This window comes from Alloscardovia sp. HMSC034E08, from assembly GCF_001813415.1.
Taxonomy (GTDB): domain Bacteria; phylum Actinomycetota; class Actinomycetes; order Actinomycetales; family Bifidobacteriaceae; genus Alloscardovia; species Alloscardovia omnicolens.
Genome location: NZ_KV812468.1, coordinates 1,358,223 through 1,382,561, shown reverse-complemented (window position 1 = coordinate 1,382,561; position 24,339 = coordinate 1,358,223). Strand labels below are relative to the sequence as shown.

At 46.3% G+C, this 24,339-nt stretch carries 17 protein-coding genes, 1 tRNA gene and 4 pseudogenes; 13 read left to right on the top strand and 9 right to left on the bottom strand.

Annotated elements, in window-relative coordinates; translation table 11 throughout:
- Together HMPREF2909_RS09225 and HMPREF2909_RS07535 are read right to left on the bottom strand one after the other, a co-directional pair.
- Positions 1 to 261 (bottom strand): annotated as a pseudogene (locus HMPREF2909_RS09225) (hypothetical protein); the annotation flags it as partial.
- Between the two features lie 15 nt (positions 262 to 276).
- A pseudogene (locus HMPREF2909_RS07535) lies at positions 277 to 672 on the bottom strand (DUF3290 family protein); the annotation flags it as partial.
- A 191-nt stretch (positions 673 to 863) separates the two neighbouring features.
- Between HMPREF2909_RS07535 and HMPREF2909_RS07530 the strand changes: the two are divergent.
- From HMPREF2909_RS07530 to tsaD, 9 genes and pseudogenes are all read left to right on the top strand, one after another.
- Entirely contained in the window at positions 864 to 1,802 is a 939-nt protein-coding gene (locus HMPREF2909_RS07530) for a magnesium transporter CorA family protein (protein ID WP_071416031.1), read from the top strand.
- A gap of 338 nt (positions 1,803 to 2,140) precedes the next feature.
- Positions 2,141 to 5,092, top strand: a complete 2,952-nt coding sequence (leuS, locus tag HMPREF2909_RS07525; RefSeq protein WP_071415800.1) for a leucine--tRNA ligase — start codon at positions 2,141 to 2,143, stop codon at positions 5,090 to 5,092.
- 765 nt (positions 5,093 to 5,857) lie between these two features.
- Positions 5,858 to 6,490 carry a ComEA family DNA-binding protein gene (locus HMPREF2909_RS07520; protein WP_084797314.1) on the top strand — a complete coding sequence of 211 codons (633 nt, stop codon included), beginning with the start codon at positions 5,858 to 5,860 and terminating at the stop codon, positions 6,488 to 6,490.
- A 34-nt stretch (positions 6,491 to 6,524) separates the two neighbouring features.
- Positions 6,525 to 8,186 carry a ComEC/Rec2 family competence protein gene (locus HMPREF2909_RS07515; protein ID WP_210387890.1) on the top strand — a complete coding sequence of 554 codons (1,662 nt, stop codon included), beginning with the start codon at positions 6,525 to 6,527 and terminating at the stop codon, positions 8,184 to 8,186.
- Between the two features lie 4 nt (positions 8,187 to 8,190).
- Entirely contained in the window at positions 8,191 to 9,177 is a 987-nt protein-coding gene (gene holA / locus HMPREF2909_RS07510) for a DNA polymerase III subunit delta (RefSeq protein WP_071415798.1), read from the top strand.
- Positions 9,129 to 9,869 (top strand): tRNA (adenosine(37)-N6)-threonylcarbamoyltransferase complex ATPase subunit type 1 TsaE, encoded by a 741-nt coding sequence (gene tsaE, locus HMPREF2909_RS07505; RefSeq protein ID WP_084797313.1) that lies wholly within the window; start codon positions 9,129 to 9,131, stop codon positions 9,867 to 9,869. Before holA ends, tsaE begins: the two co-directional genes overlap by 49 nt.
- Complete coding sequence (tsaB, locus tag HMPREF2909_RS07500) at positions 9,869 to 10,963, top strand: tRNA (adenosine(37)-N6)-threonylcarbamoyltransferase complex dimerization subunit type 1 TsaB (protein ID WP_071415796.1); 1,095 nt, start codon at positions 9,869 to 9,871, stop codon at positions 10,961 to 10,963. Before tsaE ends, tsaB begins: the two co-directional genes overlap by 1 nt.
- A gap of 28 nt (positions 10,964 to 10,991) precedes the next feature.
- Positions 10,992 to 11,486: pseudogene (rimI, locus tag HMPREF2909_RS07495) on the top strand (ribosomal protein S18-alanine N-acetyltransferase); the annotation flags it as partial.
- A gap of 217 nt (positions 11,487 to 11,703) precedes the next feature.
- Complete coding sequence (gene tsaD / locus HMPREF2909_RS07490) at positions 11,704 to 12,750, top strand: tRNA (adenosine(37)-N6)-threonylcarbamoyltransferase complex transferase subunit TsaD (protein WP_071415794.1); 1,047 nt, start codon at positions 11,704 to 11,706, stop codon at positions 12,748 to 12,750.
- A gap of 150 nt (positions 12,751 to 12,900) precedes the next feature.
- On the opposite strand, the pseudogene HMPREF2909_RS08925 reads toward tsaD, so the two are convergent.
- Together HMPREF2909_RS08925 and HMPREF2909_RS07485 are read right to left on the bottom strand one after the other, a co-directional pair.
- Positions 12,901 to 13,950, bottom strand: a pseudogene (locus HMPREF2909_RS08925) (IS1249 family transposase).
- Positions 13,951 to 14,191: 241 nt separating this feature from the next.
- Positions 14,192 to 14,265: transfer RNA gene (locus tag HMPREF2909_RS07485), tRNA-Arg, on the bottom strand.
- Positions 14,266 to 14,483: 218 nt separating this feature from the next.
- Here HMPREF2909_RS07485 and nhaA point away from each other — a divergent pair.
- Positions 14,484 to 15,800 (top strand): Na+/H+ antiporter NhaA, encoded by a 1,317-nt coding sequence (gene nhaA / locus HMPREF2909_RS07480; RefSeq protein WP_084797312.1) that lies wholly within the window; start codon positions 14,484 to 14,486, stop codon positions 15,798 to 15,800.
- 39 nt (positions 15,801 to 15,839) lie between these two features.
- A complete protein-coding gene (locus tag HMPREF2909_RS07475) occupies positions 15,840 to 16,484 on the top strand; it encodes an LOG family protein (protein WP_244897816.1) in 645 nt (214 codons plus the stop codon).
- A gap of 34 nt (positions 16,485 to 16,518) precedes the next feature.
- Here the strand turns inward: HMPREF2909_RS07475 and HMPREF2909_RS07470 are convergent, their stop codons facing one another.
- A complete protein-coding gene (locus HMPREF2909_RS07470) occupies positions 16,519 to 17,187 on the bottom strand; it encodes an O-methyltransferase (RefSeq protein WP_148130828.1) in 669 nt (222 codons plus the stop codon).
- Positions 17,188 to 17,209: 22 nt separating this feature from the next.
- Here HMPREF2909_RS07470 and HMPREF2909_RS07465 point away from each other — a divergent pair, with 22 nt between their 5' ends.
- Positions 17,210 to 17,563, top strand: coding sequence for an MGMT family protein (locus HMPREF2909_RS07465; RefSeq protein ID WP_071415792.1), 354 nt, complete (start codon positions 17,210 to 17,212; stop codon positions 17,561 to 17,563).
- On the opposite strand, the gene HMPREF2909_RS07460 is transcribed toward HMPREF2909_RS07465, so the two are convergent.
- The 4 genes from HMPREF2909_RS07460 to HMPREF2909_RS07445 all read right to left on the bottom strand — a co-directional run bounded on the left by HMPREF2909_RS07460 (position 17,526) and on the right by HMPREF2909_RS07445 (position 22,146).
- Positions 17,526 to 18,602 carry a DNA-processing protein DprA gene (locus HMPREF2909_RS07460; protein ID WP_071415791.1) on the bottom strand — a complete coding sequence of 359 codons (1,077 nt, stop codon included), beginning with the start codon at positions 18,600 to 18,602 and terminating at the stop codon, positions 17,526 to 17,528. The two genes, HMPREF2909_RS07465 and HMPREF2909_RS07460, sit on opposite strands and share 38 nt — an antisense overlap.
- 1 nt (position 18,603) lies before the next feature.
- Entirely contained in the window at positions 18,604 to 20,199 is a 1,596-nt protein-coding gene (locus HMPREF2909_RS07455) for a YifB family Mg chelatase-like AAA ATPase (RefSeq protein WP_049217419.1), read from the bottom strand.
- Positions 20,199 to 20,618 carry a YraN family protein gene (locus HMPREF2909_RS07450; protein WP_210387889.1) on the bottom strand — a complete coding sequence of 140 codons (420 nt, stop codon included), beginning with the start codon at positions 20,616 to 20,618 and terminating at the stop codon, positions 20,199 to 20,201. The genes HMPREF2909_RS07455 and HMPREF2909_RS07450 overlap by 1 nt, the downstream gene beginning before the upstream one ends.
- 652 nt (positions 20,619 to 21,270) lie before the next feature.
- On the bottom strand, positions 21,271 to 22,146 hold the full coding sequence (locus tag HMPREF2909_RS07445; protein ID WP_049215197.1) for a pyridoxamine kinase: 876 nt from the start codon (positions 22,144 to 22,146) through the stop codon (positions 21,271 to 21,273).
- Positions 22,147 to 22,449: 303 nt separating this feature from the next.
- Between HMPREF2909_RS07445 and HMPREF2909_RS07440 the strand changes: the two genes are divergently transcribed.
- Positions 22,450 to 23,760 carry an O-acetylhomoserine aminocarboxypropyltransferase/cysteine synthase family protein gene (locus tag HMPREF2909_RS07440; RefSeq protein WP_022857141.1) on the top strand — a complete coding sequence of 437 codons (1,311 nt, stop codon included), beginning with the start codon at positions 22,450 to 22,452 and terminating at the stop codon, positions 23,758 to 23,760.
- Positions 23,761 to 24,339: the final 579 nt, after the last annotated feature.

Sequence of the window (24,339 nt, the reverse complement as noted above, 5' to 3'; positions counted from 1 at the left end):
CTTGTCAGAGGTCAGCGGGCGAGGCCAACCGTACGCAAAGTTCCCGAATCGAACAGGGTGCAGAACAATGATAAACGTAATAATCGAAATCGAATCGTTGTAAATAATGCCACCAATAATGTCACCGAGCACATAATTTTGAATCTGGTTAAGCGGGGTATTCACGGAAAACTCGTACTTGCCCCAAATATTAATCTGCAAAATCACCACCACAATACCGATGGCGAATTTCAGGGCAATCAAAGTATAAGAATCAATCATCGAAGCTCCTTAAAACTAGTCGATATACACGTGGTGATCGATAACGTGCGTGCGCTCCAACGTGTAGGTATTGTTGTCGTCGCCTAAATGAACCGTGTAATCTTCCTCGTTAAAGCGCATAATCATGCCATCTTTAAGGGTTGTGGAATTCACAACAATATCTTTAACGGGCACATTGTGATCTATCGAAATACTGGTAAAGAACTTGCTGAGCATTTGAGCTTGCGATACGGAGCGATAACTTTGCATATAATCTTGCACATTAATACCGAGCAAAATCGTAAATAGTACGACTAAACCGATACTCAAATCGCGCAAACGCGTTTTCATCTTGTTATGCAAGTAGCGCAGCGAGGTGAAGAGCAAAGCGATGAAAAGCGCGATAAGAACGACAAGGCGAAACGTAACATTCGCAGACTGATGCTACGTAATATATGCGAGCGTATAAAAATGCACAACAATTTCCCTCTTTATTGTGAGATGTAGTCTCTCACAGTGTTATAAGTGTAATAGCGGTCTCATACGTGCAAAAAACCAAGGCATAGCGTATAGTAAAAAAGTTGGGTTTAAGCGAACAGCACAGAGAATAGGGGGTGATGGCTATGATGCGAGTTTTTAGCACAATTAATGGAAAAACAGAACAAATAGCAAGCCCCGAGAGAGGCTCATGGGTAAACCTGAGCAAGCCAACCGATGTGGAACTGGCCGAAATCTCCGAGAAATGCAAGATTGATTTAGCCGATTTGCGCGCGCCTTTGGATGACGAGGAACGCTCGCGTGTAGACGTTGAGGACGGCTACACCATGATTATCGTGGATATTCCAACAGTGGAGGAGCGCAGCGGTAAGGATTGGTACGAAACCATTCCTTTAGCAATTATTGTTACCGACGAACTGATTGTTACCGTCTGTATGGAAGATTCGTTGCTTTTGCAGCCGTTTATGGATGGCGCTATCCGCGGTTTTAATACTTTTATGCGTTCGCGCTTTATTTTGCAGGTTTTGTACCGCAACGCCTCCATGTATTTGCGTTATCTGCGTATTATCGACCGCGAAAGCGATAAGCTCGAAATGCGCTTGCAGCATTCGACGGCGAACCGCGAAATTCTTATGCTTATGGAGCTGTCGAAATCCTTGGTATACTTCACGACTTCGTTGAAATCTAATGAAGTGGTGCTCGAAAAGCTCACCAGTTTGCAGCGTTTCCGCTATTACGAGGACGATGCCGATCTGCTTGAGGATGTTATTACGGAAAACAAGCAGGCTATTGAGATGGCTAGCATTTATCAGTCCGTTTTGCAGGGCATGACCGATGCTTTCGGCACAATCGTGTCGAATAACGTGAATAACGTAATGAAGATTTACACGATTATTTCTTTGGTTATGTCTATTCCAACCATGATTTTCTCGATGTACGGCATGAACTTCGCAGATATTCCTTTGAGTAATCATCCATACGGCTTCTGGATTATGACAGTGCTCTCTATGGCATTGGCAGGTATTGCTGGTTGGGTGTTTACTCGGTCTAATCGTTTCAAGTAAAGCGTGCCGCGCCGAACTAGAACGCACAAAAGTAAAGCGGGCAAACGCAGCTATCCGTACTGTCTGTTAATCAGTAGGGTAGTATCTCAGCTGTTTCTAAAGTAATCGCGAAAACTGCATAGGAAACTATCGAGGAACTATCGCGAAAACAGTAAAAAGAAACTGCAGAGATCTTTATCACGAAGTGAAACAATCTGTCTGCACGTTCGCGCTAAAGTCCACGTTTGCCTCGATAATTTGATTAGTTTTGCTTAAAAAACGGCTTAGAACTTATAGAACGTATACAGCGGATATAAGCATGATATAAGCATTAAAGCACTCTGAAAGCGAGTTAATGAATGGAAGAGTTCACTACGTCTGAATCTGCATGGCGCTATAACGCTGCTCTTGCTCAAAAAATTGAAGAACATTGGCAGGAAAAGTGGGAGAAAGAAGGCACCTTCTGGGCTGCTAATGTCTCCGGTGATTTAACTGATGGCGAAGGTCAGCTTGCCGGTGACCGCAAGCCATTCTTTGTTATGGATATGTTCCCATACCCATCAGGGCGCGGATTGCACGTGGGTCATCCTTTGGGATACATTGCCACAGATGTGGTGTCTCGCTACCATCGCATGAAGGGCGAAAATGTTCTGCACGCTTTGGGCTATGACGCTTTCGGTCTGCCTGCTGAGCAGTTTGCTGTGCAGACAGGTCAGCATCCTCGCATTACTACTGAGGAAAATATTGCTAATATGCGTCGTCAGCTGCATCGTATGGGTTTGGGCTTAGATAATCGTCGTTCTTTCGCTACGATTGAGCCTGAGTATGTGCACTGGACGCAGTGGATTTTCACTCGCATTTTCAACTCTTGGTATAACGAGGATTACCAGCGCGCTGATGGTGGAGTGGGTAGTGCTCGACCTATTTCTGAGCTCATTGATGCTTTCCGCTCGGGCGACAAGCAGATTCCTGGTTTCGAAGGTTGCGCTTGGGACGATTTGGAGCCAAAGCAGCAAGACGATGTGCTAAACGAGTTCCGTTTGGCTTATATTTCTAAGTCTCCTGTGAACTGGTGCCCAGGTTTGGGAACTGTTCTTGCTAATGAAGAGGTTACTGCTGAAGGTAAGTCTGAGCGCGGTAATTTTCCTGTTTTTCAGCGTGAGCTTTCTCAGTGGTCCATGCGCATTACTGCCTACGGTCATCGCTTGATTGAAGACCTCGATGGCATTGATTGGCCAGATAAAGTTAAGGCTATGCAGCGCAATTGGATCGGTGAATCTCATGGTGCTGCTGTGCATTTTGAAGTACCAACTGCTGACGGTGCTCAGGATATGGAAGTATATACCACGCGTGCCGATACGCTGTTCGGTACCACTTTTGCGGTTGTAGCAGTTGATCATCCGCTCCTCGAGCATGTTCCTGCTGATTGGGATAGTGATGTTCCGCAGGCTTGGCGCGGCGGTTATGAATCTTTGAGCCAGGCTGTGCGCGAATACCGTCGTGAAGCTATGGCTAAGACTGCTATGGATCGCGTAGCAGATAACGGTGCGAAAACCGGTTACTTCTCTGGTCTGTACGCAACGAACCCGATTACTGGCGCGCAGATTCCTGTTTTTGTTTCTGATTATGTGCTGATGAGCTACGGTACTGGTGCGATTATGGCTGTGCCTGGTGGAGATCAGCGAGACTTTGATTTTGCTGCTGCTTTTGGTTTGCCTGTGATTTATACAGTAGAACCAGAAGAGGGTAGCGGCGAGAGCTTGGTTGCTGATTATGAGGGTAAGCAGGCTTATACCTCGCATGATGGTCGCGTGATTAATTCGCACGTGGAGAGCACGCATATTGGTGGCGTAGAACTTAACTTAAACGGTATGCGCGTTGACGATGCAACTGCTGCTGCTACTGCTTGGTTAGAGGAGCAGGGCGTGGGTAAGGGCACTGTGTCGTATCGTTTGCGCGACTGGCTCTTTAGCCGCCAGCGTTACTGGGGCGAGCCATTCCCAATCGTCTACGATAAGGATGGTGTGGCTCATACTGTTCCAGACAGCATGCTGCCAATTAATCTGCCAGATGTTCCAGATTATTCTCCTCGCACTTACGATCCAATGGATAGCGATACCGATCCGGAAGCACCATTGAGCCGTAACGAGGACTGGGTGAACGTTACTCTCGATTTGGGTGACGGTCCTCAGGAATATCGCCGCGATACTAATACCATGCCTCAGTGGGCAGGTTCTTGCTGGTACTACATGCGCTATACCGATCCAAACAACGGTGATGCTATGGTATCTCCAGAAGAGTTCAACTACTGGCTGGGTGCTCAGCACAATGCAACAACGGGTGCCTCCGGTGGCGTGGACTTGTATGTGGGCGGTGTGGAGCATGCCGTTCTTCACTTGCTGTACTCTCGTTTCTGGCACAAGGTGCTCTATGATTTGGGTGTGGTTAGCGCTCCTGAACCATTCCACAAGTTGTTTAATCAGGGATATATTCAGGCATATGCGTATACAGATGAGCGCGGTCAGTACGTTCCTGCAGCAGAAGTAGAAGAAGTTGTGGGCGATAATGGCGATACAGAATACCTGTATAAGGGACAGCCTGTAAACCGTGAATTCGGCAAGATGGGTAAGAGCCTGAAGAATATTATTACGCCAGACGATATGTATGACGAATATGGTGCAGATACTTTCCGTCTGTACGAAATGAGCATGGGGCCACTTGACGAGTCTCGTCCATGGAATGTTCGCAACGTTGTTGGATCTCAGCGATTCTTGCAGCGTTTGTGGCGTAACGTTATTGACGAAAACACTGGTGAAGTGATTGTGAGCGATGAGCAGCTTGATGAGAAGACTGCTAAATTGCTGAATAACACCATTGTGGACGTTACTGAGGAAATGGAAAATATGCGTCCAAACACCACCATTTCCAAGCTCATTGTGTTGAATAATCATTTGACAAGTTTCTATCGCGTGCCACGTGCAGCTATTGAGCCTTTGATTTTGATGCTTTCGCCTATTGCTCCTCATATTTGTGAAGAGCTGTGGAGCAAGCTCGGTCATGAGAAGTCTTTGTCTCGCGCGGACTGGCCAGTGGCAGATGAGCGCTTTGTTGGACAAGATACAGTGACTGCTGTTGTGCAGATTAAGGGTAAGGTTCGCGGCAAGCTTGAAGTGAGCCCAGATATTTCTGCTGAAGATTTGGAAGCTCAAGCATTAGCTTTGCCAGCAATCGTGGAACGCTTAGGAGGGGTTGCTCCTCGCAAGGTGATTGTGAAGGCACCACGTATTGTGTCTATTGTTCCTGGTGAATAAGAGCTTTTAACGCGCGTACAAGTACTCGCTGTGTTGAACTGTAATCGGTTTGACGCAGCGAGTTTTTTGTGTGGTTTTAGGTGACTTCGCGTGTGGTGACACGGTGTGTGTGGTGTGCTGATGCGGTGTGCCATGCGTAATGACCTTAAACATGCGGGTTATCTTGATCCGTGTGTTGTAGTTTATGATGTGTTGAACGTGTCTTGTCTTACACTGGTAGGAACTCTCAAAAGTGGCGTAATACGTGGTGTAGTTTAAGGCGCGTCGAACGTGCCCTCGCTTACAACGTGTTTTAGTGGCATTATTCGCCGTTCTCATGGAATGAGGTAAGACGTGTCCAACACGTCCTCGTTCACACCCCACTAGAGCCTTCAAGTCAGACCGGGCAAAAGACATACAGGCTTACGCGATTTTAGTGGGACTTTGGCTTGGCTCAGGTCTTGAGTGATTCGTGAAACATGACTTGCCCTAGCAGTCCACGATTCACGCACGAGTGGAAGCTGAAATCACTCTTAACGGTGGGCGTGAGCATTGTTAGCGCTCCATGCTCACAACCTCCACGCACCTACAACCCACAAACCTACACACTCCCGCTAAATTCCGATGAACCGACAAAGATTTGACGCTCTCGCCGGCGTGTCAGGGTGTGTTATTCACATTGGTTCACAATTACGCAGAGATTTTTAAAACTGCTCTAGCCTGACGCAAGCTAGAAGGGTGAAGACTCAACGAGATCCCCAGATTTTTACTACGCAACTTAATGATATGCGGACGGTTAGTGCTCGAGACCGTTCCTTTAGCCCGTTATGGTTATCTCGCACAGAGCGTCATCATCCAGCACATAAGGGTGATGCTAACCAGAAGGAGTCCAACAATCATGCAGATATAATGCGCCATCTTCCCAGCGCTTTACCCACATTTCTTGGATCTCCCACTTGGTCCATTCTGACCATTCTTATTCTTATTTTTGCCCTGAGTATTAGCTTGACTTTGCTGTGTATTCAAAGTTCTGCAATGATGCGCTTACAAACCGCTCAATCGGAAACTTACAATTATAGTCAAGATTATAAGCAAACAGCTAAGTCAGAGAGTAAGGAACAAGAGCAGAGCGTTCAGCAACCAGCCGAGCAATCAGCCGAACAGCAATCACAGCAACAGTCATCCGAACAACCAGCTGAGCAGCAAACACAAGCCGCGCCTGATCCGCGCATAAATATTAATACGGCTAGTGTCGATCAACTTCAAAATATACCGGGCGTAGGCCCAGTAACCGCGCAAAAAATCCTCGATTATCGTTCCTCGCATGGTTCTTTCGCCAGTGTTGATGATCTTATGGAGGTATCGGGAATTGGCGCAAAAACTCTCGAGAAAATGAGAAGCCATGTGCGCGTCCAATAAACATGATTTTCGTCTTCTCCTTCCCGCTGTGTGCATGTGGGCAGTAACCGCCATTATGGTGAAGAGTCCGTATTCTGCTGACTTGGAGAGGTTTCTTATTCTTGTTGTTGCAGCAATTGCTGGTCTTGCTCTTGTGTGCGCAGTTTTGCTGTTAAGAGTAGCGGGGCGAGCGCGGCTAAGGGTATGGCTGATGCCGTATCTATGCGTGTGTATTGCCGCGAGTATGTGTGCGCTTATTAATTCGACGGTGTATGTGCGCATGGTAGCGAATGATGCTGTGAACTCAACATCTGTGCGTGCTGCTCAAACAGTCAGTGCTCATGTGCATATTACATCGCCTCCAATTCATAGTTCCTTACGTGGTTTTTCCTGTTCAGTTCAAGCCCGCTTGCAGGCCGTGCGCCTACGCGGTGTGTGGCAGAGGAGTTCTGTGCGCGTTAGTCTTCTGGCGCGCAATAGCCGAGATTGCTCGGTGCAAACATCAGCACAATACTTTGTTCATGGAACGGTGGGGGCGTCCAATATTGGTCGCACCCCGTGGAATCTTCGTGTTCAGGAAAATTGTTCATCATGCGTGCGTTTGCTCAGACCAGCGTCAGCCTTACATGCAGCCGTTTCTCACGTGCAGCAGCGTTTTCTTTCTCAAACCTCTCGTCTAGGTGGCACAGCTTCACTTCTTGTTCCCGGCGTAACGTTAGGAGTGATGGGTCATGATGCTTTTCTTTCATCTGTGGTCTCTAATGGTTATGAGCCCAATAATCATTCTCAGAAAAAGCAAGCAGATAAACTGAAAGATTCTTTTCGTACTGCCGGTATTATGCATGTTTTAGCTGTGTCCGGAGGTCATTTCGCTCTTGCTGCCAGCACGGTTACATGGCTGTGCACGCGATTGCGCATTAACCGACGCATACGTGCTCTGCTTCTGATTGCAGCAAACGCAGGCTTATATCTGGTTATGTATCCTTCAGGTTCTGTGCTCAGGGCTAGTATTATGATGTTCTTTTCCTCACTTTACGTTTTTCTGGGACGCAAGACATATGCGAGTTGCGCGTTATGTTGGACGATTATACTGTGTGTATTATTCAATCCTGAAGTAGCTGCAAGTATCGGTTTTGCGCTTTCATGCGCCGCTGTGATAGGAATTCTCACATGGTCACGATGGGGCGAAAAACTGATGACTCATCTCTTACCTAGTTGGCTAGCAGCACCAATGGCTTTAACCGTGAGCGCACAACTGGCTACATTACCGTTATCGTATATTCTCAGCGATGAAGTGCCTATGTATGCGATAGTGAGCAATCTTCTTGTGAGCGTTCCTATGGATATTGCTACAGTATTCGGATTAATCAGTCTGGCTCTCAGCTGGCTGTGGCCTCAAGCAGGGTATGTGTGCGCTTGGTTATCTGGATGTGCTACAGCTGTGATGGTGCGTGTAAGCGATATTATTATTCGTCTGCCGTATGCTTCAGTTTCTGTGCCGGTTAGCGTTATGGTTACGATTTATATAGCGGGAAGCGTAGTTATTGGTTCTAGCATATGGGGATGGCGTTGGTGGCAGAATCGTTATCGCTTTGAGAGAGAATATAGAGTGCCGTTTAAACAGCGTATGCGTGAGAGATGGCAGGAATTTATTCGCATTTCTGTTCTTACTCAGCACAATAATACGCACAGTTGTCCACGCTGGAAAGGACATTAGACGTATGGCAAAAAGTGCGGTATATGTGGTCAATGGGGGAGACGAGTATCTGAATTCGTTAACCTTGCGCAGGCTTTTGCATGATATAAGCGCTGAACTTCCTCATATGGAACGCATTGAGATGGATGCCGCTCATACAGACGCTTACGGTTTTATGGAAGCAGTCAGTCCTTCTTTGCTCTCTGACGGAGCTATTGTACGTGTCGATAATCTCGAAAACAGTACCGATGATTTCCTTAAAATACTCGAAAAATATACAGGAGATCATAAACAGCGTTCTATCGGTGATTCGGTCGTTATCTGCCGCAAAAATGCTGGACAAAAAGGCAGCGGAATAGTTAACCGTCTCAAAAAAGCGGGAGCAGAAATTATTGACATCCCGCAGCTCAAAAAAGAAAAAGATTACCGCTCTTTTATTACTGGTGAATGCGAACGTTACGGTCGTTACATGACTGCCGACGCTATGACATTATTATCTGGCGTTCTTGCTGGTAAAACGGGCGAAATTGCAGCCATGTGTAAACAGTTATGCATGGATTTTGATGAAAACCCGATAACTGTAACAAGCGTTTCGCAGTATATGGTGAATAATCCGCAAGTCAGCGGTTTTGAAGTGTCTGATAAAGCGATGGCAGGCAATCTTGCTGGAGCTATTGTCGATATGAGAAATAGCGTTGCCCAAGGTATGGCTCCGATAGCAATTATTGGCGTACTCGCTTCTCATCTACGTTCTATTGCCAAAGTTGCAGCAGTAGAATCAGGTCAAATAAGTCAAGCTGAAGCGGGGCTGACGAATACATGGCTATATAACAAAGCTAAACGCAATTTGCGCGGTTGGAACTCAGCAGGTTTAGCGCGTGCTATTCAAATGTGCGCATGGGCGGATGAACAATGCAAAAGCTCAGGAGGCGATCCTGTCTATGCGCTTGAAAAAACTTTAGAATGTATAACAACACATGGCACAGCGATTGTAGAGGGAATGAATTCGTGAGCGAGCAGATAATTGTGTATGCAGCGACCGCAGACGATATGCGTGGGCTTGGCGAAAATATTGCACGTCATTTACAAGGCGGCGAAGTTATTGTTCTATCTGGCCCCTTAGGAGCGGGCAAAACCACGCTCAGTCAAGGTATTGGGCGAGGTTTATCGATTACTGAGCCAGTTGTATCGCCTACTTTTACTATTGCGCGAGAATTACGCGGAACTTTTAGCAATGGTCAGAGCGCACACCTTGTGCATGTAGACGCTTACCGTCTGCCGGGGTCAGATAATGATGATGCGCTCAGTGATCCGCAACATGCTGCTTCTGCTGCGGTTAACCGTCTTCTTGACGAGTTAGAGTCTCTTGGTCTCGACGAGGTTTTAGAAGAGCCAGACGATAATACAGTGATTCTTATGGAATGGGGGTCAATGATGGCCTCTGTTCTAGCGCCTGAGCGTTTAGAAATTCTTATCGACAGAAGCGTGGAAAGAAGTGCTGCGGGTAGTGGTGTGCAAAGAGACACTGAACTTACCAGCGAGGGTACGCGCACTATTACGCTTAATGCGGTCGGAGCAATATGGCAGTCACGTCTTGAGGTTATTGCATCAATGATGAAAGCTGAAGACGTTGCAGAAGGTAGCGCGGAACATACTGTAGATTATAAAGCGGAGGGTTATAAAGCGGAGGGCGAGGAAGAATAATGACCTATATTAGTGCGAATCACATGGCTCAAGCTCTTCATTTAGCTTTCGACGTGGATATTATTGCAAGCCTGTATGATAAGCCAACTTTAGTTATTGATACATCGTTCGGATCAACCGTCGGCGTAGTAGGTCATGCGCCATTATACGAAGCTGATTCGCGCTCGCATGTTGAGTTATTACAACCACATATCGCATCTGTGGTTGAGGAAGCTGGTCTGAAACCTGCAGATATTCAGCGAGTGGTTGTGGGCACTGGTCCTGCGCCTTTTACTGGTTTACGTGCTGGTATTGTGGCTGCCCGCGCTTTTGCCCTGGCAACAGGCGCGCAGCTTGTGGGAATGAATGTTCTGGAAGCGCAGAGCACATGGAATCGTCTAGAAATTGCTAATATGGGTCAGTATTATACGGACTCTGCTTATCCCAATTCTGCTTATCCCAATTCGGCTGCTGCACAGACCTATCATTTTGCTTTGGCAGTGAATGATGCTCGTCGCAAACAACTGTATTATGCTTTGTACGGTCAGGGTGGTGAAGAGATACTTGCAATGAATATTGCTTCTGCCACAGATATTGCGCAGGGTGTGCGTGAGGTTTTGAGAAAATTCGGATTTGTTCAGGGGGATAGCGCTAGGAGTGTTGATACTGCTGGGGTTGACGGTTTTGGAGCTGATAGTGCAAGCGGTCTCAGTGGTGGTGCTAGTAGTGTGGCTGGGGCTGACGGTTCTTGTGTGGTCGATATTATTGGTCACGGTGCAACGCGCTACGAGAGCGCTTGGGCAGATTTACCTGTGGGCGAAGTGCGGGAAGAGTCAGTTCTTCATGACGCGGGAGCTGCAGGACTGGCTATTTTCGCGTCCTGTGCATTAATGCGCGAATTCCAAGGTAAAGATGTGTCCACAGATCCTTTGTACTTGCGTCGTCCGGATGTTACTATTCCAGCGCCGAATAAGCATATACTAGGTCAAACCTCGATTTCTTTGCGCGTAGGAGGTCAGGTAGAAAATCATGCACAAACTCAAAATCCAGAAAAACAGAATGTAAAGATTCAAGTTGGAGGTCAAGTAGGAGATAGCGGTGAACGCAAGGGGTAAGCAGGTGGGCATCGCTGAGTTTGCGGATGTGAGTTTTGAACAGCTTGATTTAGTTGCTCTAGACTCTGCTGATATTGCGCGCATCGCACAGCTAGAAACGCAACTTTTCGGGCGAGGAGCATGGAGCGCGGATGCCGTTAGTCAGGAATTAGAAGCGCCTGCACGCTCGTATTGGGTGGCACGTTTTAATGACGATCATACGATTATTGCCTACGCAGGTTTCTGGTTCGACGGTCAAGATGCGCAAATTATGACTATTGGCGTAGATGAACAATATCAAGGCCGCCATATTGCTTCACACCTTATGCACATGATGAAAGAGGAAGCAGCACGGTTGGGTGCCGACCGCATGTTACTCGAAGTAGCAACAGATAATGAGATTGCTTTGTCGGTTTATCGTTCTGCTGGCTTCGAGCAGTTAGGATTGCGTAAGCGCTATTATCAGCCTGAAAATAAAGATGCATATACGATGTCTTATACAATTGCGCCGGAACGTGTGTATCCTGTTGGTTTTAGTGTGCCTGCGGATGCGCGCAGTGGGAGAGATAGCGATTTGCAGGGCGCTCATGAAACTGGAAATCATAGCGCTACTAATCAAAGCTTCATGGGGCAAAATGCTGGAAATCAAAGCACTATAAACCGAAGCGCTATAAACCGAAGCGCCGCGCGTAATGAGAACGTTGAGAACGTTGAAAATATTAAGAACGTTGAGAACGAGTTGAGGAAGTAGAGAGCACAACATGAGTGAACCGCTTATTTTAGGTATTGAATCTACCTGCGATGAGACTGCTGCGGCAGTTGTTCGTGGTAAAACTCTGGTATCGAATGTGGTGGCTTCATCTATGGATGAGCATGCACGCTATGGTGGTGTTATTCCAGAAATCGCGTCGCGTGCGCATACAGAGTCTTTTGTTCCTGTTGTTTCTCAAGCTTTAGCAGATGCGAATATTGAGTTGAGCGATGTAGACGCTATCGCGGTATCTGCCGGTCCAGGGTTGGCAGGGTGCTTGGCAGTGGGCGTTTCGGGAGCAAAATCTTTGGCATGGGCTGCCGGTAAGCCTTTGTATGGAATTAACCATGTGATTGGTCATGTGGCAGTGACTCAGTTGCAGTTTGGAGATATCCCCGAGAATACTTTGGCTTTGATTGTGTCGGGCGGTCACACATCGATTTTGCATGTGAATAATATTGCCACTGATGTGAGCGTTATCGGAACTACTTTAGATGATGCAGCAGGAGAGTGCTTCGATAAAGTAGCACGATTATTAGGATTCCCTTATCCAGGTGGTCCGCATATAGACCGTCATGCCCAGGCAGGCAATCCGAAAGCTTTACGAGTACCCCAGGGACTTACGCAGGGTAAAGCGGCTGCTGCGCATCCTTATGATTTCAGTTTTTCTGGCGTGAAAACAGCTGTAGCCCGCTGGATTGAATCGCAGGTTGACCAAGGAAACGGCATTAATGTGGACGATGTATGCGCGGCATTAGCAGATTCTGTGGCTTCTGTTTTAGCGAATAAGACTATGAAGGCGGCTCGCGGATTAGATTCTTCTACCGTGATTGTTGGTGGCGGTTTTAGCGCCAATTCTCAACTGCGCGCTGCTCTTGTTGATGCGGGGAAGAGATATGGTGTGAATGTGCACATTCCAGAAATTAGGCTATGCACGGATAATGGGGCGATGGTGGCGATGTTGGGCTCCAATTTGGTGAGTGCAGGAGTAAAGCCATCGAGTGCAGATTTTTCCATTGACTCTTCAATGAGTTTGAACACTATTTGTATGCAGTAAGCCTTTTCTAGCGGTTGCTCTCGTGTAGAGCAGCCGCGCTCTGTATATCCGCGCGTTCGGGGCTTATAGGACATTTTGTGTTGGTTTTGTTAGTGGGGGGTGGTGCCATGGTTGTGCGTGGTGTAGGTCGCTCCAGTTGATGTCTGTGCCTCAGTGCTCGATCTCGTTTTGGGTTTGTGTGCGATGAGAGGCGTTTTCAAACAGTGTGTTGGTTTGCTCGTCAGTGGTTGTTTGTGCCAGTTTTTGTGCTGGGCTTCTTGGTGTAGGTAGCACCACCACAACACGGTTTTACGCGATGGTCTATGGGCATGCCACGATGGTCGCGCAAAAGAGCTCTCAGGTCGTGTGTTGATTCCTTCTTCGATCTGGTTTATTGTCGCGGGGATGGGCTTGTCAGCTACGTGTAGTGATGGGTCGAGAAAAGTAAACAGGCTGCCTTGTTTGACCAGTTTGTTCAGTGTGTTTCTTGCCTCGATCAGGCGTTGATGGGTGGGCACGATTTTACCGTGGGATAAAAGGGTTTTCTGTGTCAAGAACTGTTGGTAGCGTCTGTTCCACGCATTGAGTTTGACCATCTATTCAACGGCTTGGTCACAAGTGCTGATTGTTAAGAGTTGCTTAGCTAAATCGTACAGATTAACTCCTGCTTGGGTTCGTGGCTATGTCGTTGTTTTGTGTTTGACTTGGCAAAACTCATGGAAAGTGCAGCGTTGTACCCTGCTTGTGAGTCAATGTGTTTTAATGCGCGGGCAAGACCTGAACTATCATCGCGTACCACGGCATCAGCAGGAGCGACACGAGATAACAGTGCTCTCTATGATTGTGTGTTCTCGTTTCTTGCTACGTACCGGCCTAGGACATCACACGTGGTACACGCGATCAAAACGACCAGATTACGTGATAGGTAAATCCCATCAACGAATACCATGTGATGGACTTGGTTGACTAGATTAGACACGGGTCATAAATGTTAAAACTGAGCAAACTTACGCCGCGCGTTACGACCATGACCGAGCAAATCCGCATACCGTGACCGGCTCGTGATAGAACGTAAGAATTCGTTAAAGTAACGAGCACGAATATCGTTAGACCAGATCTGACTAGCACCACAATGGGCACGGCGATAACGCTGGTGTCTGTTACTGGTAGTGTCCCATTTTTGTGTGTGTTTTGACAAATTTTGCATCCAGGATTACCTATCCTCTCATTCAGCACCAGTTCAGCAATGATTTACACGCGTCAGCACACCAAAAATCCCAATAAAACCAACACGAAATGTCCAACCTAAAACTCGAGTCACAACCAGTTCAAACCCCTGAAAACCGCGTCATCGCAACAAAAAACAAGCAAAAAACCAACACGAAATGTCCTATAAGCCACGCTCGGTACGTTCAGCGTGCGCGTAAGCAAAAAACCTCCACCGGAGTGGAGGTTTTATCTGTGCGCCGAACAGGATTCGAACCTGCAACCTTCTGATCCGTAGTCAGATGCTCTAATCCGTTGGGCTATCGGCGCAGTGCTTCAAGCAACTCGTATATAATAACCACTCCTTGCTAAGATGTGCAAGTCGGCGTGTCGCGTCTGTCTGGGGTGATGTTGTCGTTGTGTTGTCGCTACGTTGTCGTGACGCTCTCTTTGTGTTGTCATTATTGGCGCATACAGTGAAATCTCCTCGAAAATCCAGTGCTTCTACGGTAAAATAGGACAGTTCACTGATGGTAGATAGGATTTTTATGACAGCACAGCCGCGTAAGCATCGCCAACCTCGACCAAGTAGCGCCTCGCGACGTCAAAAACAATCAGTTTTTCTCGTAAATATTAAACGTATCGCAGCTTCTGATCGTGTTTCTGGCATGATTATGTTGGCTGCAGCGCTGATTGGTTTTATCTGTGCTAATCTCACGTTTACCTACCCAGTCTTCGAATCTGTGCGTGAAACTGTTATTTCCATCCCGTTTTTGCATCTGCATTTAACGGTTGATCAATGGGCTCAAGATGGTTTGCTGACTATCTTCTTTCTTGTTGTTGGATTAGATTTAAAAAGAGAGCTGACTACGGGCTCGCTTTCAGATATGAAGGCGGCTGCTGTTCCCATGATTTCTGCTGTAGGAGGCATGATAGCGCCTGCTCTTATTTTTGTGAGTACGGTTGCTCTTGCAGCCGGTATTCATGGTGGAGTAGAAAGTGTTGCGAACGGTCAAGTTTTTTCCTTGGCACAGGTGGCTAAAGGATGGGCTGTGCCAACTGCTACAGATATTGCTTTTTCTCTGGCGGTTCTGTCTCTGTTCGCTAAAGCCATTCCTGGCGCATTGCGTGCTTTTCTTATGACGCTTGCAACAGTTGATGATCTGTTAGGCATTATTATTATTGCCATTTTCTTCTCAGAATTGCATCGAGGCTGGTGGGCGTTTGGAATTATTGGCGGAGCTGCTTTGTGGGCTTGGTCTATTCGCCGACGCAACGTACCGTGGATTCTTGTTGCTTTGGCTGGTTTCTTTATGTGGTACAGCATGCATGAATTAGGAATTCACCCGACATTATCTGGTGTGCTAGCAGGACTTCTTACGCCTGCACGCCCTGTTTTTGCAGAGCATGATGCACGTGCAAGTCGTTATTTACATAAAATCGAACCGCTGTCCGCTCTTTTGGCGTTACCGATTTTTGCTTTCTTTGCCACTGGTGTGCATTTCGATGAGTTAAGTCTTAAACTTTTCACCTCGCCTTTGGTTGTAGGCGTTATTGCAGCTTTGGTTATTGGTAAACCGCTAGGAATTTTGCTCTTTTCATGGATTTCTACGCATCTTCTGCGTTTTAGATTACCGGCAGGTTTGAAAGTGCGCGATCTTCTTCCAGTTGCTGCAGCCTGCGGCATTGGTTTTACTGTCGCTTTCCTTATGGCTTCCTTAGCTTATGTGCAGCCTGAGTTAAGTAACGAAGCGCGCTTTGGCGTTCTGATTGGTTCGATCCTGTCCGCGGCTATAGCAGCAGTATTATTGAAGCGGCAATCTGATGCGTTTGCTCGTCGTGCAACTGATGGGAAAGGTAGATAAATGCGTTTTACTTCAGAATTCGATACTGATGTTGAAAAAATGACTGCGGACCAAGTGATGTCTGCACGGGATATTCAACGTTTGGAATTTATTCGCGAAGAGTTTCGCCGAGGTTTTGAACTGCTGTCTGATTTAGGTCCTGCAGTATGCGTTTTTGGATCAGCTCGCATTAAGCCTGATTCTTCTGAATACGAAGACGGGCGTGCTCTTGGTTCGCTTCTAGCAAGCAAAGGATATGCGGTTATTACCGGCGGCGGCCCGGGAGCTATGGAGGCTGCTAATAGAGGCGCATATGAGGCTGGAGGAACCTCTATAGGTATTGGCATCGAATTGCCTCATGAACAGGGGATTAATCCTTACGTTAATGTTGGTATGCAATGCCATTACTTTTTCACGCGAAAAACCATGTTTATGCGTTATTCAGACGGTTTGATCGTGTTACCTGGGGGAATGGGTACGCTTGATGAACTTTTTGAAGCCTTGACTTTAGTGCAGACGCATAAAACAGCAGGCCGTGCTATTGTGCTGTTTGGTTCTCAATATTGGTCAGGTTTAATTGATTGGTTACGACATACGGTTGCTTCGTCCGGCAAGATTAGAACTGAAGATATAGATCAGCTGGTTATTACAGATGACATTGATTATGCTGTGCGTGTAGCAACACGAGAAGATGAGAAAAAATAAGGCTGTACGCCTGAGCGTACAGCCTGTACATGTTTTATTGATGAACTATAGCCATGAGAACGCCAGTAGCGATTGATAGGAGAGCTGTAGTGTACATCTCATCGTGCATCAGCTCGTCAATAACGCTTCGCAAAATAACAGCTTTATCGTGACGGTCAGCTGGGTTTGGAACTCCGCCCTCAGACTTTTCATCAGTCAAAGCCATAACATCGGTAAGAATAAGCATGCCGCCATCACGCAATAAGCGTGCAACTTCATCACGCGCTACTGCATAATTCTCAGCCTCTGACGACACAACAATCATATCGTAATCGTGGGCGTTGAGTCGATGTAAGAAAGTTTTAACGTCTGTGCTCACACAACGCATGCGTGTATGAGGTGAACGCAGAGAATCAAAAATAGAACGCGTGCGTTGAGCATCGTCAGCAGATGGTGTAACAACAGTGAGCTGACTGGCTTCACCTAAACCATGCGTTAATACTGGAATTTCAATACCGCTATCTAATCCAATAATCAACACATTGCGTGCCTGTATAAGCTGAGCTTGCATACCAATAAAAGCCGCAAGAGAACTCGATACTACGGTGCTTTTATGTGCTATTTGAGCACGCACAGACTGGATGTCTGCTGTATCGGCAGACATGCTAGTTTCTTCAATGAATTGCCATGCTTGCGCAATATGAGAATATGTTGAGCTGTTCATATGCACATTGTATCTTTAAGCTATGAGTTCGCACAGTTTAGAAACGCCCACACAGTCAGAACCAAGTTTTTCGCAGCGCGTCTACGCTGTTGTGTGCCAAATCCCACGAGGCAAAGTAGCAACCTATGGTCAAATCGCGCGTCTTATAGGCTCTCCTCGCAGTGCTCGCTATGTTGGATACGCTTTGCATGGCAATCCTCAGCCAGGAGTTATTCCATGTCATCGTGTTGTTTTCAAATCTGGAGCATTAGCTTCAGGTTTTGCTTTCGGTGGTCCAGATGAGCAGCGTCTACTGCTGGAAGATGAAGGCGTAGTATGCACACTCAAGGATGTCGAATTTATGGTGGACTTAGAGAAGTATCAGTGGTATGACTAGACGTTTTATAGGGATCATGTGCTGGGTGGCATACATCGCTCATATCGGTAGCAGAGACTAATACAGATGCCTTATGATTAGCAATAAGGCGATTGCAACCAGAATTATATGGTTCATGAATATTGCCTGGAGCAGCAAGAACATCACGATTCATAGTTGCTGCCCACGTAGCCGTATTCAAAGCTCCAGAGCGGTGTTGCGCTTGAGCAACAATAAGAGTGGATCCTAAAGCTGCAATCAGACGATTCCTTTCTAAAAAACGGTATGGTTCAGGAACAACATCAGGAGCTAGTTCGCTAATAATAGCTCCCTCGCTCTGTAGTATGCGTTCAAACAGAGTAGTATTACGTGTAGGTCCCATATGATGCAGACCTCCAGCCATAATCGCAACAGTTCTGCCTGGCTCATCTAAAATATCGCTTGCTGCTAAAGCTCCCCAATGAGCTGCAGCATCAGCTCCAAGAGCACCGCCAGACACAACCATATGCCCATGCATCGCTGCGTATTTTCCCGCATGGAAGGCTACATAACGACCATAAGCATCCACAGAACGTGAACCTACAATACTTATCGGTGCATCGCAGGAACATAAAGCATCAATACTTCCCAAACCCCACAAGCATAGAGGAGCTTCAGAATCGGTACGAGTGGAAATATGATTGAGCTGTCTTGGCCAATATGGACTCGAAGCATCAATAATCCAATATTTATAGTTACACGTCATAGCATTGGCTAAAGAAGATAAACTCATACGAGCATACGGAGCTAAAGCATGTAACCACGATAATAAGCGTTGCCGTAGTTGGGGTGCTAAATCACTTGTATGCGGTTCTTGAGCCAAACACTGCAACAAATCTGAATAATCAGGCAACGTAAACCCAGTACTGTAACTAATACTCATCTCTTGGAGTCGTTGTATAAGAGCAATGCTATTACCTCCACGATAATGTTTCGCTAAATATGCAGACAGAGAATCCACACCATTACACGCGAAACTGAGCACCGCAAGAGCAACAGCTTCATCAATTGGCTTGTACATATCATCCTCCTGAACAATATAAGGTATGAGCATTTGCAATATCTGCATCATCTGGTTGAGCTTTGCCCTGAACATCGGTAAGAGTCCACGCTACACGCAGTATTTTGTGGGCTCCGCGTATAGACAGAGTTTCGGCTTCAAGCTCTGCATTCAAAGACGCAATAGCAGACGATGGGGTATGCTCCATTAGCCACGTTCCAGGAGCTTGAGCATTTACAGACCAACCTAAACCCCGATATCGTGCAGCACTGCGTTCACGCGCCAGACGCACATTTTCTCTCATATGTTCAGAATCCCAATGTTGATGATCGCCAGATAAAGGACTATACATATCTGTGGGAGCAGAACTTGAAGACAAAGCATGCACAGAGCGTACATTAATTTTCATATCAAGCCTGTCACGTAAAGCACTAGAAATCCGATGACGATACCTGCGTAGTTCAGCAGATGAACATATGCACTCACCATGAGGTGACCATAAGCGACCACATGGGCAAGGATTCTGTGCCAGAATAAGTTGAAAACGTGCAGGATAGTTGACGTGACCACGCACGCGAGCCACTGTAACATGTCCACTTTCTAGGGGAGTACGTAACGCCTGCATCACCGCACGTTCACACTCAGGTGCTTCATCAATAAAAAGCACACCATGATGAGCCTGAGTCATAGCACCCGGCACAATCGTATTCCCAGCCAATCCACCTACTAACGACTTGAGCGTAGCATTGTGGTGCACACTCACAAACGGGGGAGTGTGGCTTAAAGGGAAATGTACAGGCTTACCTTGAGCGGAACGAATACATGCCAATTCCAACGTATCCTCATCGTCAAGATCAGGAAGAATAGAAGGAAGCCGTGACGCAAGCATTGTTTTACCCACACCAGGAGGACCTTGCATCAACACATGATGCCCACCTGCAGCAGCAATCTGCAGAGCATATTTAGCATCTTCATGCCCAATCACATCACTAAAATCGTTGGTCTTGTCCTCGCAGCTAGTGTGAACGAAATCATCAGAATCATTATCGATCTGCTGAAAAAGAGTCGGAGCTGCCGCCGGCGGTGGTGAGCCAATCAACGTAACAGGAGCCCCTAAAATCTTCAACGTTTCGTGAATACTCGACACGCCGATAACATCAATACCTGTAACAGTCTGAGCTTCATGCTCGTTAGCCTGAGGAAGAATCACGCGAGACATTCCCATCGCGCGAGCATGGAGCACAATCGGTAAAGCCCCCACAATGGGCAGAACAGAACCATCCAGACCCAATTCACCCACGATAACTGTGTCCTCCAGAATGGATGAGCTAATGCAGTGCATAGCGCTAAAAATGCATATGGCAATACTCAAATCAAAACTCGAACCATGTTTCCTCAAAGATGACGGAGACAAATTCAGTGTAATTCTCGTTTGCGGCCACCGAAAATTCGTTGTCTTACATGCAGATTTCACGCGCTCGCGTGCCTGAGTGAGCACAGCATCGGGCAAACCAACAATTGTGAACTGTGGTAATCCTTGAGAAATAAAACCCTGCACAGTAACGGTATCTGTGTGCATGCCGGTTAAAGCTACAGTGTAAACACGTCCGATATTCATTACAAAATCCTCCTTACATGCGTGAGACTTCGCACGCGGAAATTGCATACAATCATGCCAATAGCATCAAAACGTATAATTTGAGGTGTTTTCGTATGATGTTGAGCAAGCCATGCAACAGCCGCTTTACGCATATGCCAACATTTCGTTGGAGTAATAGCTTCTAATGGATCTCCAAACGCGTCATCGCGTCTCGTCTTAACTTCGAGAAAAACTAAAATAGGAGTTGAACTGTTTTTATCTGCAGGAGCCAAAGCAATAATATCTATTTCTCCAAAACGGCACCTCCAGTTTCTATCAAGAATGCTCCACCCCATATTTTGCAAATATCGGCATGAATAATCTTCACCAAAACGGCCTAAATCCTGAGCATGCGTGCGCGTCATTGCAGACGTTGCTAATTGTGTTTGTGTAGTCATATATCCAGTTCAGCACAGATTGGTAGTAAATCACGAAGAAAAATGAACATGTGAACCAATGTGAATAACACACTGTGCATAACTAGGTAAGATGTGAATAACTAGACGCTATAATATCCGCAGCGCTTAGAAAAAAGGGAGCCTCCTATAAAACTACCTATAAAACTACCTATAAAACCATCGATAAAACCATCGATAAAACCACTAATAAAGCTTCCTCAAAGAACCTCATATAAAACCGCGCGAAAAGCCTGCTACATCTAAGCCTATAAAAGCCAAGCAAGCACAGAAATATGCGAAACGCTCACCGAGCATTAAACCCGATGAGCGTTTTGGAGAGCTTTTACAGATATCTCATTACAGAGAGCCTTTGCAATGTATTTGCTTAACAGCTGTCCGTTTATCGTGCCCCTGCTTGGGCATTTACAAGCCTTTCCAACGTACCTGCTTTACGGCAGTCCGCTTAGCACAGTACCCGCTACAGCATGCCCTTTTACAGAGAGCTTTTACATCCGTCTGTTTTATCGTTTGCTTGCTTTACAGCGCTGCTGACCTAAGCCGAACCAAGACGTACCAGCCCGTAAAATCAGCCCAGCGCACAAAACCAGCCCGTGCACGAAATCCTGTTAACCAAAACTTCCTTACTTCACTCTTACTCAACTAAGCCAGTCAACTCTCCGAGCACAAGCTCAAAGCTCACGCCTCGTTCCTCAAAGTGAGGCTGGTTGCGTGTAGAAGCCATTGCCTTGCGCACAAACTCGCCTGCAATACGAGCAGCTTCATCTAAAGGTTTGCCGGCGAGCACAGCACCGCTAAGAGAGGATGCGAAAGTATCGCCCGTACCGTGAATCATATATGGCAACTTCTCGTGGACAAGCTCAATCTTTCCAGCAGAACGTGTGTTTTCATTAGCCACGTAATTGCGCAAGTTTCCATCTTCGCGGTCGATGCCCTTAAGAACAACATTATGAGCGCCCAAATCAAGCAAAGCATCAATAATGGTATTAACCTGATCGTCAGAAATATTCTGACCAGGATACTCGCTGTCAGTCAAAATAGATGCTTCCGTTAGGTTAGGCATCAAAATATCTGCTCCCACAGCTAAACGCTTCGTTGCCTCGCACAGCTCCTGAGTGTAGGTAGGATACATATGTCCGCCGTCGCCCATAACTGGGTCAACTAAATGCAAAGCATGAGGATATTCCTTGTATAAGCGTTCTACAAGATCAACCTGTTCAGGCGAACCCAAGAAACCGGAATAAACGGCATCTAAGTCAACGTTTTCTTCTTTCCAAGCGTCAAGATACTCAGACAAAATAGACGTCGTGTCATGGAAAGTGTAGGTTTTATACAAAGTATGCGCTGAGAATAGAGCGGTTGGCACAGGACATACATCGCAACCTGCAGCAGACAAAATAGGGATGGCTGCTGTCAGAGAGCATTTGCCGTACCCACACATATCATGAACAGCTGCTACGCGAGGAATATATACCGGATTTCGCTGGTAAAGTACGTTTTCGTTTGTCATAAAACTTCACACCTTCATATGAATGTATCGAATGAATGTATCGAGGCTTGTAGTGACGCTCACTTTCATGCATTTCATAGTCATATTTCATGCTCAGCGAACTTCGCTACAACACACACTAGCGCAGTAAGTAAACTTTTTCCACGTGGTTTTACACGCTGAAACCGTGTTTTTCAACGCCTGATAAAAGGCTATAAGCAAACGTGATAATAAAAAGTGCGTGTTTTCTTCAAAACAGTCGTACATTGGTGTCCATCAGCTTTTCACTGACACTTTGAAACTGACACTTTGAAAGGACACATCATGACTGATACCAACTACCGTTTCGAAACCCTCCAGCTGCACGTAGGACAGGAAGAAGCTGATCCAGCAAGCGACGCTCGTGCTGTACCGATTTATCAGACCACTTCTTATGTTTTCCATAACTTTGATCATGCAGAGGCTCGTTTTGGTTTGGCTGATCCAGGTAATATTTATGGACGTTTGACTAACTCAACACAGGACGTTTTTGAAAAGCGTATTGCTTCCTTAGAGGGCGGCACGGCTGCTTTGGCTGTATCTTCTGGCGCTTCCGCTGTTTTCTATGCTGTGCGTAATATTACTGAGGATGGCGATCATATTGTTGCTGCTAATACAATTTATGGCGGTACATACAATTTGCTTGCTCATACACTTCCACGTGATGGCGTAAACACCACTTTCGTTGATCCTTCTGACCCTAAGAATTTCGAGGATGCCATTCAGGAGAATACGAAGCTGTTCTTCTTTGAGACTTTTGGTAACCCAAACTCTGATTTGGTTGATTTTGAAGCTATTTCTGAGATTGCTCATCGTCATAACATTCCAGTTATTGTTGATAATACTTTCGCAACTCCATACTTGTTCCGTCCATTTGAGCATGGCGCAGACATCGTTGTGCATTCCGCAACGAAGTTTATTGGCGGACACGGCACAACTTTGGGTGGTGTGATTGTTGAAGGTGGCAACTTTGATTGGGCTGCAGTTCCTGGAAAGTTCCCAACTTTGACTACTCCAGATAACAGCTACCACGGTTTGAACTTCTATGAAGCTTTGGGTGGAGCTGCTTTCGTTACTCGTGTCCGTGCAATTTTGTTGCGCGATACCGGTGCAGCAATTTCTCCATTCAATGCATGGATTTTGTTGCAGGGCACAGAAACCTTGTCTTTGCGTGTGGAACGTCACGTAGAGAACGCTTTGAAGGTTGTGGAATATTTGCGCAACGTTCCAGAAGTTGAGTCTGTAAGCCATCCAAGTATTGAAGACCGCGCTGATCATGAGCTCTACACCAAGTATTTCCCTAATGGAGCAGGTTCCATCTTTACCTTCGATATTAAGGGCGGTAAGGATGCAGCTCGCGTCTTTATTGACAATTTGAAGCTGTTCAGCTTGCTGGCGAATGTTGCAGATGTGAAGAGCTTGGTTGTGCACCCAGCTTCTACCACACATTCTCAGGAGACCGAAGAAGAACTCGCATCTCAGGGCATTACTCAGTCCACCATTCGTCTGTCTATTGGTACCGAACATATCGATGATATTTTGGCTGACCTTCAGGCTGGTTTTGACGCAGTACGTGCTGCAGGCGTAGCGCAGTAAAGTAACCAGATAATCTAAGGATTTCTAAACAACGTTGCTTTGCGCATTGCGTAATGTTCCCCTTTATCGAACAAGCATATTGTTACGGTGAAGGGGAATTTTTCTGTTTCTTGGAGTTTGACGTGAACCCTGTTTAGTGGACAGTTATTCTTCTTTATGACACGCGCCATAAAGAAGAATGCTGCAATATCGAGCAGGAAACACTGTAACGATGTATAACTGATGTGGTTGCAGAATTGACGCTTGAGATTCTATTGAATATTGTGAATGAATCCTTGTACTTACATGTGTTATTCAAAAAACAAGTAAACTAACACAAACTCTACGGACACATAAAATGATGTATAGCCTCGTTTTCTGTTGTATCGTTCGTAGCTGTGCTTAGCGGTAAAAGATACAGCACACGAAGCGAAATAAATCACTTCATAAATTCTTGCTTGGATTACATGCGAGTTGTCGTGTTATATGTGGTGTTTGAGCAAATTGAATAACTAACCAAGGGGGGCGTGTCAGGAATTTTGTGTATGTGGTTTTATTGGATCTGGCTCGCAGACACAGGTGTTGATTATGTAACTGAGT

Excerpts from the sequence above, each read along its gene's own strand:
- HMPREF2909_RS07530 (WP_071416031.1), top strand. The coding sequence starts at position 864 with ATGATGCGAGTTTTTAGCACAATTAATGGAAAAACAGAACAAATAGCA.
- leuS (WP_071415800.1), top strand. The coding sequence starts at position 2,141 with ATGGAAGAGTTCACTACGTCTGAATCTGCATGGCGCTATAACGCTGCT.
- HMPREF2909_RS07520 (WP_084797314.1), top strand. The coding sequence starts at position 5,858 with ATGCGGACGGTTAGTGCTCGAGACCGTTCCTTTAGCCCGTTATGGTTA.
- HMPREF2909_RS07515 (WP_210387890.1), top strand. The coding sequence starts at position 6,525 with ATGTGGGCAGTAACCGCCATTATGGTGAAGAGTCCGTATTCTGCTGAC.
- holA (WP_071415798.1), top strand. The coding sequence starts at position 8,191 with ATGGCAAAAAGTGCGGTATATGTGGTCAATGGGGGAGACGAGTATCTG.
- tsaE (WP_084797313.1), top strand. The coding sequence starts at position 9,129 with ATGTATAACAACACATGGCACAGCGATTGTAGAGGGAATGAATTCGTG.
- tsaB (WP_071415796.1), top strand. The coding sequence starts at position 9,869 with ATGACCTATATTAGTGCGAATCACATGGCTCAAGCTCTTCATTTAGCT.
- tsaD (WP_071415794.1), top strand. The coding sequence starts at position 11,704 with ATGAGTGAACCGCTTATTTTAGGTATTGAATCTACCTGCGATGAGACT.
- nhaA (WP_084797312.1), top strand. The coding sequence starts at position 14,484 with ATGACAGCACAGCCGCGTAAGCATCGCCAACCTCGACCAAGTAGCGCC.
- HMPREF2909_RS07475 (WP_244897816.1), top strand. The coding sequence starts at position 15,840 with ATGACTGCGGACCAAGTGATGTCTGCACGGGATATTCAACGTTTGGAA.
- HMPREF2909_RS07470 (WP_148130828.1), bottom strand. The coding sequence starts at position 17,187 with ATGAACAGCTCAACATATTCTCATATTGCGCAAGCATGGCAATTCATT.
- HMPREF2909_RS07465 (WP_071415792.1), top strand. The coding sequence starts at position 17,210 with ATGAGTTCGCACAGTTTAGAAACGCCCACACAGTCAGAACCAAGTTTT.
- HMPREF2909_RS07460 (WP_071415791.1), bottom strand. The coding sequence starts at position 18,602 with ATGTACAAGCCAATTGATGAAGCTGTTGCTCTTGCGGTGCTCAGTTTC.
- HMPREF2909_RS07455 (WP_049217419.1), bottom strand. The coding sequence starts at position 20,199 with ATGAATATCGGACGTGTTTACACTGTAGCTTTAACCGGCATGCACACA.
- HMPREF2909_RS07450 (WP_210387889.1), bottom strand. The coding sequence starts at position 20,618 with ATGACTACACAAACACAATTAGCAACGTCTGCAATGACGCGCACGCAT.
- HMPREF2909_RS07445 (WP_049215197.1), bottom strand. The coding sequence starts at position 22,146 with ATGACAAACGAAAACGTACTTTACCAGCGAAATCCGGTATATATTCCT.
- HMPREF2909_RS07440 (WP_022857141.1), top strand. The coding sequence starts at position 22,450 with ATGACTGATACCAACTACCGTTTCGAAACCCTCCAGCTGCACGTAGGA.